At 50.8% G+C, this 12,686-nt stretch carries 10 protein-coding genes and 2 pseudogenes; 8 read left to right on the plus strand and 4 right to left on the minus strand.

The window, feature by feature from the left end:
• The first annotated feature begins 14 nt into the window (after positions 1 to 14).
• Both P0204_RS20025 and P0204_RS20030 read left to right on the plus strand, forming a co-directional pair.
• A complete protein-coding gene (locus P0204_RS20025; protein WP_276224190.1) occupies positions 15 to 3,467 on the plus strand; it encodes an Eco57I restriction-modification methylase domain-containing protein in 3,453 nt (1,150 codons plus the stop codon).
• A gap of 42 nt (positions 3,468 to 3,509) precedes the next feature.
• The gene (locus tag P0204_RS20030; RefSeq protein ID WP_276224192.1) at positions 3,510 to 4,094 is read left to right on the plus strand and encodes a TATA-box-binding protein; all 585 of its coding nucleotides are present in this window, start codon (positions 3,510 to 3,512) and stop codon (positions 4,092 to 4,094) included.
• A 148-nt stretch (positions 4,095 to 4,242) separates the two neighbouring features.
• Here the strand turns inward: P0204_RS20030 and P0204_RS20035 are convergent, their stop codons facing one another.
• The 3 genes from P0204_RS20035 to P0204_RS20045 form a co-directional block, all read right to left on the minus strand.
• Positions 4,243 to 5,616, minus strand: a complete 1,374-nt coding sequence (locus P0204_RS20035; protein ID WP_276224194.1) for a hypothetical protein — start codon at positions 5,614 to 5,616, stop codon at positions 4,243 to 4,245.
• Positions 5,613 to 6,824, minus strand: coding sequence for an McrB family protein (locus P0204_RS20040; RefSeq protein ID WP_276224196.1), 1,212 nt, complete (start codon positions 6,822 to 6,824; stop codon positions 5,613 to 5,615). Before P0204_RS20040 ends, P0204_RS20035 begins: the two co-directional genes overlap by 4 nt.
• Before the next feature lie 112 nt (positions 6,825 to 6,936).
• Positions 6,937 to 7,518: a hypothetical protein gene (locus P0204_RS20045; RefSeq protein ID WP_276224198.1), complete on the minus strand. Its 582-nt coding sequence runs from the start codon at positions 7,516 to 7,518 to the stop codon at positions 6,937 to 6,939.
• Between the two features lie 162 nt (positions 7,519 to 7,680).
• On the opposite strand from P0204_RS20045, the gene P0204_RS20050 reads away from it, so the two are divergent.
• From P0204_RS20050 to P0204_RS20070, 5 genes and pseudogenes are all read left to right on the plus strand, one after another.
• The gene (locus P0204_RS20050; RefSeq protein ID WP_276224199.1) at positions 7,681 to 8,487 is read left to right on the plus strand and encodes a recombinase family protein; all 807 of its coding nucleotides are present in this window, start codon (positions 7,681 to 7,683) and stop codon (positions 8,485 to 8,487) included.
• Positions 8,488 to 8,565: 78 nt separating this feature from the next.
• A complete protein-coding gene (locus P0204_RS20055; RefSeq protein WP_276224200.1) occupies positions 8,566 to 9,150 on the plus strand; it encodes a DUF7437 domain-containing protein in 585 nt (194 codons plus the stop codon).
• 9 nt (positions 9,151 to 9,159) lie between these two features.
• Positions 9,160 to 9,459, plus strand: a pseudogene (locus P0204_RS20060) (PIN domain-containing protein); the annotation flags it as partial.
• A 508-nt stretch (positions 9,460 to 9,967) separates the two neighbouring features.
• Entirely contained in the window at positions 9,968 to 11,176 is a 1,209-nt protein-coding gene (locus tag P0204_RS20065; RefSeq protein WP_276224202.1) for an orc1/cdc6 family replication initiation protein, read from the plus strand.
• Between the two features lie 25 nt (positions 11,177 to 11,201).
• A pseudogene (locus tag P0204_RS20070) lies at positions 11,202 to 11,417 on the plus strand (DUF7983 family protein); the annotation flags it as partial.
• 73 nt (positions 11,418 to 11,490) lie between these two features.
• Here the strand turns inward: P0204_RS20070 and P0204_RS20075 are convergent.
• Complete coding sequence (locus tag P0204_RS20075; protein WP_276224204.1) at positions 11,491 to 12,159, minus strand: DUF7509 family protein; 669 nt, start codon at positions 12,157 to 12,159, stop codon at positions 11,491 to 11,493.
• 112 nt (positions 12,160 to 12,271) lie between these two features.
• On the opposite strand from P0204_RS20075, the gene P0204_RS20080 reads away from it, so the two are divergent.
• Positions 12,272 to 12,664: a winged helix-turn-helix domain-containing protein gene (locus P0204_RS20080; RefSeq protein ID WP_276224206.1), complete on the plus strand. Its 393-nt coding sequence runs from the start codon at positions 12,272 to 12,274 to the stop codon at positions 12,662 to 12,664.
• The last annotated feature ends 22 nt before the right edge of the window (positions 12,665 to 12,686 follow it).

A 12,686-nucleotide genomic window follows, 5' to 3' on the forward strand; every position in this document is an offset into this window, starting at 1 on the left:
TATATTCAGACAACGTGACCACAGTTTCTAACCTTCGAGATGTCCTCGCTAACTTTCTTGAGGAACTCGAAGATGAATTCGACGACCCCCACGAAATCGAGCGAATCCTCAACGGTGATCGAAACATCACCAGGAGGGATATTGGGGCCGAACCCGAAACGTGGACAGAAGATATCCTCATCAACCCAGTCCTGAATGCAGTCGGTCTTCATAAATCTCCTGGGCGACCGACCTCACAGCGTAAAACCCCGGATTTCAAGCTTGAGGAACAGAACGGCGACCAGACCCTCGAAATTGTCGGGGAGAACAAATCTCTGAACAAGATCGAGGATGCTGAAGATGAGCTTGTAGACGACTATCTGTCCAACATCTCCTTCCCGAACGACGGAATCGCTACTGATGGGCTCGACTGGGTTGTTTACCGCACTGAACGTGGTGGTGACTTCTTCGAGCACGAAGCTGTCCGACATCACAGCTTCAGAGATGCCCTCCGGCAGTTAGCACGCAATGAGAACATCATCAGCCAGCAAGCGCTCCCAGACTCTGACATCGATATTGACAACGAGCTGGAAGCGTTCGCGCTGACATTCCAACCCGACCATCTTGTTCCGCTCCTCACGAAAACAGCACCCACGGAGTTCCGTGACCAGCGAAAACGAGATGTCGATGACTTCTTCGAGATTTATATCGAAGTACTGTTTGGTGAGTCAGACGAGCACAATTACGATACGTGCCTTCGAAACGATATTGACGCGCCTGACGGCGCTTCGAGGAAGGACAAGGATGTGTTCGCGGTCACACTCGTGAACCGTCTGATGTTCATTCGATTCCTTGAGGAGCGAGGCGTTCTCGAGGAAGGGTTCCTGCACGAGCGTGTCGAAAACTACAGCGAGGGCATCCCAACTTCTCTCTACGAAACAACTATCAAACCCCTATTTTATGATCTGTTCAACGAACCCCGTGAAGACCGTGAGCTCCACGGCGACTGGTACGATGAAATCCCGTATCTGAACGGTGGACTGTTCCGTCAAAATCTCAGGCAAGAAGACGACTACGACGTTCGGAACACTTCAATGGTGCTCGTCATCGACAAACTGATTGAGGGCAACCATGAGATGGACCTCGAAATCGATCCCGCGATTCTGGGAAGCGTTTTCGAAATGACCATCAACCACATTAGCGAGGCGGAGGACCGACAAAAGGAGACTGGCGCCTACTACACGCCCAACGACGTTACACACCTGATTAACTCCCAAGCCGTTGACGGTGAGGTCAAGGAAACTATCATCGAATCGTTTGCAGAAACGCTGGACGAGGAGGTAGAGTCTACGTTCCGACGGCAGGCTGAAGCAGAGTCTCTGGAGGAAATTCTGGCACACATTGAGGAAGGCGAGGGCTGGTACGGAAGCACCCAGGGTCTTGACAAAGCTCGTGAGGCGGTTCTTAATCTGACTGTTCTTGATCCTGCATGTGGCTCTGGTCACTTCTTGACGGCTGCGATGGAACAACTGCATCAAGTACTCCAGTCCATTCACCGTGGTCAGCACGGCGGTGATGACCCGTCACCTGAAGAGAAGTACCAGCAGAAACGCGATATTGCGTTGAACTCCATCTATGGCGTCGATGTTGACCGTGTTGCCACCGAGATTGCCAAACTGCGAACATGGCTGAAAATTTTGGAGGGGAACGACTGGGAGGAGAGCTATGGCCGTCTCCCCAACATTGATGTGAATATCCTCGAGGGGAACTCACTGATTGGCCTGCCGACTGTTGGGTACGGTGCTACAACGCTGAATGAGTATAGCGACCGAATGGAAGAAATCCTCACCCAGCGGAAAGAATACAAGCAGGAAAACGAAGGATCGAAAACAGCAATCGACGATCTTCGAGACGACCTTCGAGATGATCTCAACAAGGAGTATATCGACCGGTTAACCCAAACTGTCGAGAGTGAAATCCGAGATTCAGAGGTCCTGTACGAGCTTGCAGATGAAATTTCTCCTGTAGAACTACGACAGTACATCGACACAGTATCGATCAAGCGTACTGACAAAGAGAAGTTCACTGATACGCAAATAGCGGATCTCGAGGATGCTGGGTTCGATGTCCATCATATGCAAAAGAGCGGGAAGATGGATATTGTGAACCACATTGATAGTCTAACTGATAGGAAGAACCGCAACGGGATTTCCAGTCAGGCTGAAGCTGCCGAGCAAATCCTTGAGGCGTTGATTGAGTTTGCCGAGAAAGACCAGTTCTATTACAACAAAGTTGAGCGTCGCCCGCTCCACTCCGATTTAGAGCGTATAGAGGGCAGGCCATTCCATTGGACTGCAGAGTTCCCGGAGGCCCGCAAGGAAGACGAGAACGGGAACTACGATATGGTGTTCGACATTGTCGTTGGAAACCCACCGTATGGGGACATTCTCTCTAACAATGCGAAGTATCTAGTTAGTGCGTATGAGACGGGCGGAATCAACGATATCGCTGCACAGTTCGTAGAGCGTGAACTACAGCTACTGAAACTCGGCGGGCACTTCGGGAACATCACAACGCTTCGCATTGCCTACGATCAGCGCGAAGAACCTGCACGAAAACATCTCACGCGCCGGTTGGAGAAAACACGGATGGCGTGTTTTGCACACCGCCCATCTCGAATTTTTGAGGGTGCACACGTGAAGCCAGCTATCATCACTGGAAAGCTAACCGGAGAGCACGACCCGGACATCTACACAAGTCGGTATATCCGGTTCACCACCGAGAATCGAAACGAGACGCTGTCAAATATCAGCTACGCGAAGGCGAACGGGCTTGCTCTGGGGGACAAGATTGGTGATGGTCAGAACCTGTCTATCCCGAAGCTTGGCCACGATACTGCGAGAAGTGCGCTTGAGAAGTTGAAAGAGGCCAGTGACCGAACGTTCTCGGACGCACTTCAAGATAACGAGACAGATTACTTGATGTGGCGTCGTCGTGGTGCCCTGTACTGGATTAACCCATTGCTGGTGAATTTGTACGAGGAACAAGGCAAGACCACTCCAACAAGTATGTACCGGATGTACTTCTCGTCGGATCTTGAACGGCGTATGAGTTTCATCACGCTCCAGTCTTCACTCTACTACTGGTACTGGATGGTGTACAAGAACGGGCGCAACATTGACTGGTGGGAAATCGAACCGTTCCCCTTCCCAGATCAAGAAACACTTGAAGCGAATAGGGAAGACATCATTGAGGTAAGCGAGGAGCTATGGGAGGCGATGGAATATCGGTTCGTCGGGAAAGCTCGGACTGTGATTGAGAACGCAGCGGAGCTCAAACCGATTGTTGATCGCGTGGACGACTTGATTGGCCCAATGTATGGGCTGGCTGAGGACGAGATAGAGTATATGAAAAACTTCGACGCTGAGTATGGTCGGGAGCCGGAGGATATCGACTCGGAGACGTTGGAGTCGTACGCGGACGACTGACCAAACGCTGATTTTCACCACTCCTGTATGAACCTATAGTACATGGACACGCCTGTCGGAACGGAAGGAGACGAATTTCGAGGTCTTCAGATAGTCAATGTTGTCGCTTCGGGCGTGTTAGGGGCTGGTGAAATCGATACAGACGTACTGGGTGCTGAACTTTCGGTTGAAAAAACCGTGCTTCCTGGCCGAGTGTATCTCAAGCCGGAGGAGCAATCTCCGGTAGCGATGGTGTTTCGATCAGGGTCGTACACCGTTGCAGGCGCTTCGTCTTGGGGTGAGGTTCTGGACATTGTCCGCTGGCTGTTCGAGACTCTAAGCTCAATTGATGTTGGAATAAATCGGGACGAGATGCTGGAGTCTGTATCACTGAAATATCTGGTTGTAACTGGTGATTTTAATTCTAGTCTGAATTTGGCTGCTGTAGTAGTATCTCTCGGAATGGAACAATCAGAGTATGAACCGGAACAATTCCCTGCGGTAATCCACAATCCAGAGGATATCGATTGTACTGTGTTGCTATTCTCTAACGGAAAGGTCACTATCACCGGTGTTCACAATGTTCAAGACGCCTTTGATGTATTCGAGCATATTGAAAACGTTCTCACAGATGGTGCGCTTATTTGAACTGAAGACATATCTTCCAGTTATGACGGTAGTGTTAGAGGCAGAACTAGGTCAACCTCATTAAATGATTGAAACCTTGCTCAGATGTTTATCCGGCTGCCAAAGCATTTCATCTTCCATATGTGCAGAGAATTAGAATAATGTTTGCTCAACTTTCCTCGACAATCATATCACGAACTGCTTCCAATCCTGTTGATTCAAGTGTGCCAGCGCTCATTAGGCTCAGCTGATGAACCTGTATTCCTTCGACAGAGAAGGTCTTGATGGATGAACTGTCACCAATACCAAGTAACGCCGTTGGCGGTGTCTGCTCCAAGCTAGTGTCAATAAAGTCCATCAGATATCCGAGGAAGCGCTGTATGCCTGATATACCCAGTCGATCTAAGTTTTGGAATTTTGCATCGGCCAGCCACCTGATTTCGCCATTGAGAACAAACACAAAATCAGGCCGCCCACTCTCTCGTTTTCCAAAAGCATCTTCATTTGCTACATATCGACTATGAGAGCTCACACTTGTATCGTAATATAACACTGCGTCAGCTTCCTCAAATACGAACTGGGAGGCTGCACTCCGGTCACGATTCGGGGTCCAGGAACCATACTCATTTTCAAGAATTTCCAACACCCTATGCAGACACCAGATCTCGAATACTTCGTAAATTGGTTTGATTGCTGTAGCAAAATTTTCGAAGGGGTCAAGCTGTGCACGTTGATGGAGATATGCCTCCCAGAGGTCCACAATCTCCATTATTACTCCGGATGATTGACCTCGGATTTTAGCGAGGACAGTGGGATCTCTGAGGGCAGGACTAGCATCACTGTTTACAACATCTTCTGGAACAGCCGTATTTAAAAAGTTGATATGGTGCTGGAGTTGTTTTGGAATTTTTTCCGGTAAATGTGCATAGTTCTCAATCAAATGATCGAGGTGAGCTGCCATTTGACTATGAAACTCGTATAGTAAATGGTTGGCAGGTGTATCAAACGTAAATTTAGTTTCACGTGAAACAAGCATATGCGAGCCTCTTGCCCGTTCTTTAATCACCCCCTGGAGGTCCGGAGGTCCCTCAAATTCGAACCCACGGGACGACTTTCGCCGTATCTGGACGGGTAGCCGCCCTGCAAGTAGTTCTTCCGTATAGAATAAGAGTGTTTGACTGTAGCGAGGGTATGCAACTTTGCCTTCGACAATTAAGTCTGGTTGTTCTGGTAAGATAGCATCTGCTATCGGTTTTTTGAATAGGTGGACAAAGCTAGCAACCTCATTTACCATCTTCTCATATTGTTCGGTAGTAACTTTTTCTGGGGTGACAGAAACCAAGTTATTGTAGTTACCCACCCAAGCCCCGGGGCGGAACTCTTCACTTCCAACAATGCGGGGAGAATTGTTTGACGAGTTGACTGCCAGCTCAACAGCATCAACGTAGGTTTTAAAATTGCCCCACTGAGCTTTATTCAAATCAAGATCTTCTTGGGTATAGCGTCCTCTCGTAGCTACTTCTTTGTAGGCGTTTGAGTTCACGTGAACCCACTTGATGCTTGCATATCCCGCAACTGCGCAGCGACACGCTCTAGTCCCAGTGCACTAGCTGCTCGTACTGTACAATCGAAGTTCTCTGTTACCTCACCCTCCGTTCCGATTGTTTCAGCCTGTCGGAGCTCCGGCATGACAATCTCAAATTGCGGAACAATATAGGAAATAACTGCTTGTTCAACAGTCTCGCCGCTCACCTCATCAGGAAACATAAGTGCATATACCACAAGGAACTTTACCGCATCAATGACCATTGCTTGGCCAATTTCAAGGAGGTCGTTATTGGCCGCAATAAAACAAAATTCAATCAACACATCAATAAAATCGCGTTCACCTTTGTAGTGGTCAAGATCTTCAAAGAGAGACTCAAACTGTTCCTCAATCAGTTCCTCGCTAGCATAGCTTGGCTCGATAGGGTAGGCGTCCCTTCCAAACGGGCCCTGCTCAGTTTGTGCCTCGGCCGAAAGTGGGAAAGTCTCAAAGATAGTTCGGGAGTATGAAAGACTCTCAATAACGCTCTCTTTGATAATCTCGTTCTTGAGAGATTCATAGTCAGGTACTGCTGGAATATCTATTTCTTCTTCGTCATTTGACTTAGATGAACTGGTCTTCAGGAGGGTTCCGACCTCTACAAAAGCAAATCGTCGTCTAAATGCATAGCCGAGTTCAAATAGCTGGGCTCGGTCGTAAGTGTTCATTGTCGCGAGAATACGGAAGGAGTGCGGGAGATAGGTTGATTCATCTCCATATTGGAGCCTTTCGGTATCACGATAATCCGGGTCAAGCAGGGTGAATACTTCTCCGAAGGACTGATCTAGGTTCGCCCGATTCAATTCGTCGATAATCAACCAGGCCGGCCGTCCATCCGAGCGGAGGCCCTGCTGGCACAATTTAGCGGTTTCTGCGAGTGGTCCCGCCTGTGTCGTGAAGCCACCGTCACTATCAGGTGTGTATCCCCCGATAAGGTCATACCGGGTAAGTTCCGCGTGAGCAGTTATGAGGTCAAAGGAATTCCCACCACAAACCCATCGTGAGAGTAGCCGTGCAGCCCGGGTTTTTCCGGTTCCAGGCGGACCTTGGAAAACCACGTTTTTCCCCGATACAAGATGTGCTAATGATTCCCGGTAAATCTCGGGCCGCTCTTGATCGACGAGACTGGCGAATGCTTTCGAAAAAATCGTCTCCTCAGTAGACATCAAACCGATAACCTCCCAGACATTTGCTTGAATAAAGCCGTTGCAAAGATGTTACATGTTTCTGTTTATGAAGAGCCATAGTTTCGTTTGTTAAGATATTATCTATTACCATTTATTTAAATTTGACAATTCCACTCGCGCTATCTCCGGCCCGTTGGTCAAATGCAATATTAAACGGGTCTAACCTCTCTGGAGAGTTATTATACACCATCCGAGTATGAAACCTTCCTTGTGAGTCACGGACGAAATACAATATGGGAACATGATCTGCAGTCATATTCTCGTGTTCATCATCAAAAAGTTCGTCAGCACTAGGTATAAACCCATGTTCTGTTTCCCAAAGCGGATAATCGGTTGAATTGCCAGGTAATTGCCACTCGTTTCGACCGTTATTGTAGTCGATTTCGATTTCGGCCTTGGTTTCCTCGTACTGTTGGACAGGCGCCAATTGGACGCGGATCGTTCCATCCGGACCACCATCCCACTCGTTGTGATTGAAAAATTCGGCAATGTCTTCGGGATCACCTGGTAAGTAGATTCTTGCGTGAGCACCGCCGCCGCCAGGATTCCCCCAATATCCGAGTTTGGCTTTGAGATCAGTCTCCGTTAGCCGCCGCCAGTACATTGCCTCAGCCGAGCAGACAGTCACAAATGAAGTTCTATTTTGACGTAATAAAAGATATTTTAAGCTCATTATCATTTTCGACGGAGAAGAGGAAATGATAGTAGAAGGATATCGGGTTTGGTTATCTTCCGATGAGATACGCTCAATCTGCTCATTTACAAGAAGGAAGTCCTTCCTACGGTGCCGTTAGAAGTCTGATAACTTATATACTCGACCGACACCGCAGAAAGTATGCCCAAAATCGGCATCTATGCCCGTGTCTCGACAACAGACCAAGACCCGCAACGACAGCTCGACGAACTCCGGGAGTTTGCCGAAGACAGGTATGATGAGCCAGAAATTCACGCCTACGCGGATCTCATCAGCGGGACCGAAACTGACCGCGGTGAAGAGTACCAGCGACTCCGAGCAGATATCAAAAACGGGGCCCTGGACATCGTCGTTGTCCACGAACTCTCACGTCTTTCTCGACTCGGTGGCGGCGAAATCCACGAGTTCCTGGAGTTCTGTCTCAGTCACGAAACTAGCGTTCAGGATATGGAAGTCGGGCTGGAAATTAGCCTTGAGGATGACCTCGTCGACAGAGCAGTGAGTCAGCTTATCGCCGGTGTGATGGGTGACCTCGCCCGGGTTGAGCACAAACAGAAGCTCCGCCGGATTCAATCAGGTATTGACGCTGCAAAAGAGGCCGGGCGATGGACTGGCCGGCCGCCAGCCGGGTTTGATGTCGAAGACGGCTATCTCCAGGTCAACGCCGACCAGTTCCTTACTATTCGTCGCGCGCTCGAACGCGTTGAGCAAGGCTATACCTATGCTGAAGCAGCTGATGGAACGCCTGTTGCTGAATCAACGTTGAGGGCCCTCGAAGACGACCGTCGCGACCTCTATTTCTACGCTGAAGCTGAAGATGAGCGGCTCCAAGCTGCCGCTCAAGAGCTTGAACCACTTGGGAAACCGGATATTCCCGATGACACAGACCTCCCGGAGCAGGACATCAGGACTATCGTTCGCGATGAAATCCACCGACACCAGCAATAGGTCTCATTCAAGGGGTTTCGTACTCTCTGCTCAATGTCGCCCCGACAGTTATTACTCAATATATGAATTATGAATCGTATGTCGAAAGCTGCGGGCGATCCGGAACGGGCTATAAATGGTCTCATGTCGATCGCACAGCTGCTGGAAGAACCACGGCTGGCCCGTCTCTACACGTTCGTCCTTCGCGATGGAGAGGCCACTATCGACGATATCGTTGCGACGCTGGATATGCCTCGGACGACGGCGTATTCGGATATGGGGACACTCGTCGACCTCGGTGTAGTCACCCGAGACGAGACTCAGAAGACGCACACGTATTCTGCAGTCCCGATTACGCTTACTGCGGATCTCGACGGTGACGAATACACTGTCACTCCAACCCTTATCGAGGCTGTTGGCCGCTCACCGCAGGACCAGGATCTCGATCTTCTCTTGGAAAAATATGGGCTTGGGAAGCTTGCTGCTGCCCTCATGTATGCAATCCCGTATGTCGGTGGTGGGATGTCTGAGCGGGTCGCTGCCCGCGAGCTCGATCTCCAATACGCCTTCGCGGTTGCCGTGTTGCATGCACTCCGAGATGTCGTTCAGGATATGGAATCCGCTGACCCCTACTTCGACGATATCCGAAACGCCCGTGATCAGGAACCGTCAGCGGAGGATTGATCGACAGACATGAGTGAGTTATTCGACCCTTTTGACGAGTCTGTGGCGTGGGTCGCAGACACGGGATTCTTCGTTGCTTGTGGCCGACAGCGGAATAACAAATATACGGCGCTCGAACGCTTCGCGGACCGGAACGAACTCACGTTTGTGATTCCACAGTGTGTCTACGAAGAACTTGGCGGAGCCCCGGATTGCAGCACACCGGGGCAGACACCTATCAACAGCGCACGGGACGCTGGCTGGGTCAGAGTAGCTGATGAACCTGAGTATACGAACAGCACTGACTCTCGAGTGATGGATTATGTAAGGTAGAGTCGGAGTCCACTGGCAAACCTCGGGGCTTGATCCCGAGGCGGTTGACTAGCGGTTCTGGAACTGACTGCAGTGATCGAGTTCTCTCGAATACATAAGGAATAGATGACAAAGGCGAAGAGACACACACCAGATTTTGAGTAAGGATTCTATGAGGTGTGTGGCAAAGGAGTGTTCAATTGAATTTAGAGGGGATTTCTTACTCCAAACTATGTGTGTTTCTTTAGTCTAGTTATCCTAGTAAGTAGTAGTGTAGTAGAAGCAGATACAACAAATCAACTAGGACGAACTCAACTGCTCCTAATCCGCGTCTCACCCTTCCCGACTTTCTTACTCCAAACTAGGTGTGTGTCTGTCCTCTCCTTACTCCAAACTAGGTGTGTGTAGACCCGGTTTGGTGTAAGGAGAAAACCCTCAATATTAGACTTTCAAACGCTATGAAGGAGTTATTACTCATAACTTGGTACCAAATATTTATTTCACTGGCTGTCGTCTGGCCTTAATAATGGATAGCAACGAGGGGTCAGAGACGGTTCACAGTGTCTTTGAGAGTGTTGATGAGGGGGGTTGTGGGATCTTCGAGCAACGGGAAATTCTTCAAATCGACTATGTCCCCAGTGAGAAGCGAATAGTCGGTCGCGATGAGCAGATCGAGAAGGTTGCTGGTGAAATCGGACCAATCGTCGTTGGGCAGCCGCCAAATTCTATCATCATCTACGGAAAAACGGGCTGTGGAAAGTCACTCGTCGCAAAGCACGTTTCCAAAATCGCTCAAGAAGAAGCCGAGAACCGAGATGTGAGACTTGCTACGGGGTATGTTAATTGCCAGCAGGCGAAGGGAAATTCCGACGCTCTGAGCAAGTACGGTCGTGAGATTAACCCACCAGAAAGTGGCATTAAGTTCCCAGCACGGGGGATTTCGGAGAACGAGTATTTTGAGCGGGTCTGGTCGGTCCTGAACGAGTTTTACGACGCCGCCATCATCGTTCTAGATGAAGTTGATAAGCTCAATAACGACGACTTGTTGATGGCACTTTCCCGAGCAGGGGAGGATGGAAGTGTTGATGTTCCGATTGGGGTGATTGCGGTGTCGAACAAAATCAATTACCGGGACAATATGAGTGAACGCACAAAGAGCTCGTTCGGACACAACGAGTTCATCTTTGAACCCTATGATGCAGCTCAAATCCGAGAAATCCTTCAGAATCGGACTGATGCCTTTGCTAAGGGAGTTCTCGATGACGGGGTGATTCCTCGTGCTGCCGCACTGAGTGCAAAGGAACACGGTGACGCACGAAAGGCAATGCGCCTTCTCCGGTACGCTGGTGACCAAGCGAACAAAGAGAATGCCGACCGGGTGAAAGAATCTCACCTCTCTGACGCTCGGGCTTCAGCGGAAGTTGATCGACTGCTTGAACTCATTTCGGGGCTCCCGCCCCACAGCAAGCACGTCCTGGTAGCGCTCGCGAACCTCACTAAAAACCAACCGGACCGGGAATGGTTCCGGACGATGCGAATACGCGAGACGTATCTTGATGTTTGCGATCAGATCGGGACCGACCCGCTATCAGCTGAGCGGACGCGGCAACTACTCAACGAACTTTGCTTCTTAGAGATTGCCGGGAGTCGACGAGGTACCGGGGAGGGGAAGGGGCATTACAGTCAGTACACTCTCCTTTGGGACGCAGATGTTGTCCTCACTCTCGACAGCTGACGCTATCTGTTTCTGTGCTTGAACCCTCCAAGAGCAGCGGATCTACGATATCGACGAGCGGGCGTACGTCAGGAAAGCCGACATCAACGAGGACGTGAAAGAGACGCGATTGCAGGGATTAAAAGACCGACTCGCGGCCACTGAAAGCGAGGAGGCGGATGTCCTCCGCAGCGAAATCGAGGACCTGGAAGACCGAATCGACGAACTCACGAGCTTTCGAACAGGTTCCGAGGTACAATAGCTGAGTATCGTTGTCGGGTGACTCTCGCAGCAGATCCGGCGAAGAGGTCTTCCTGGGATGACCACGAGTCCGATCAGTCTAGACGGGTGAGCGAGCCATAGAGTTCTTCGTTTTGAATGTGAGTACAGAACTGTGCGCAGAGCCGACAGCAGTCCGCGGCATCGGTGAAGGTCCGGACACTGGCGTCCCAGCGCGCGTGGACGGCGCCAAGCATCGCACTTCGAACCGATGGTTCGGTCGCGACCATAACCCGTCGCGCACGCGCGGGCGGCGTTGCATCGGCTGCCGGTCCCTGCATTCCAACTGTCGACAGAATATCCTCGAGGACGCTCCCGATCTCGATCCCGACACCGAGGTTGTCGCCGACCTGTGGAGCGATGAAGATCGTTGCATTACTCGCTTGCGCAAAGGCGATACTCTGTGTGGCGGCATCCATCTCGTCGAGCGGAATCCCGACGTCGATTGCGAGAAAAGCATTAAATCCGCGGTCGCGGAGGCAGTCCCGCGTCTCCTGCAGGAGCCGCAACACCTCGTCTTCGGCGTACTCGCCGCTGGTCTTGTCCCACGTCGCAAACGACGGGGCATCGGTTTCGACATCGGCGTCCGCCGGCAACAGTGCGTCGACGTCGAATGTCCGGTACGGTCCCATCAGATAGACGAGAAACTGTTCCCGCCGGACTGGAGCGAGCGCATCTGAATCACCAGCGGCACGGGGGAGATTGTCGATAATCCGTTGCCGCATTCGGCTCGTCGGTTCGGAACGGTAGCATATAAATATCGGTGTTTTCAGGAATATTCTAGTCGAGAACGACTAAGTACGTGGCGTCCCAACGTAGGACCCGAGGCACCCGCAAATGTCCGAAACCGATCGCCATCCAATAGAGGGGGTTCGTCAGCCGGACCCGCCGCTTCCCGAGGATAGCGGGCTGACGCTTGAGGAGTATCTCGCTATGCAACAGGCGATCGGCCACCCGACGCGGTTCCGGATCCTCCGCACGCTCGTCGCCAACGACGAACTGAGTGCTGCCGACCTCAAGACTGCGGTCGATGTTGAATCCCACAATTTCCACTACCATCTCGACGAACTCGTCGATGTCGGGCTCGTCGACAAGCGCCAGCGACGGACCGCTGACAGCCAGGGTTTTTATACATACTATCGGCCGACGGCAATGGGCCGCGGTATTCTTGAGCACGGTGTCGAAGAGCTGATAAGCCGTGAACGGGAGTTTAATGACGCTTATTCGTAGGCTGTCGTAGGGGGGGTGGGAT

It is taken from the genome of Haloarcula halophila (assembly GCF_029278565.1).
GTDB classification, from domain to species: Archaea; Halobacteriota; Halobacteria; order Halobacteriales; family Haloarculaceae; genus Haloarcula; species Haloarcula halophila.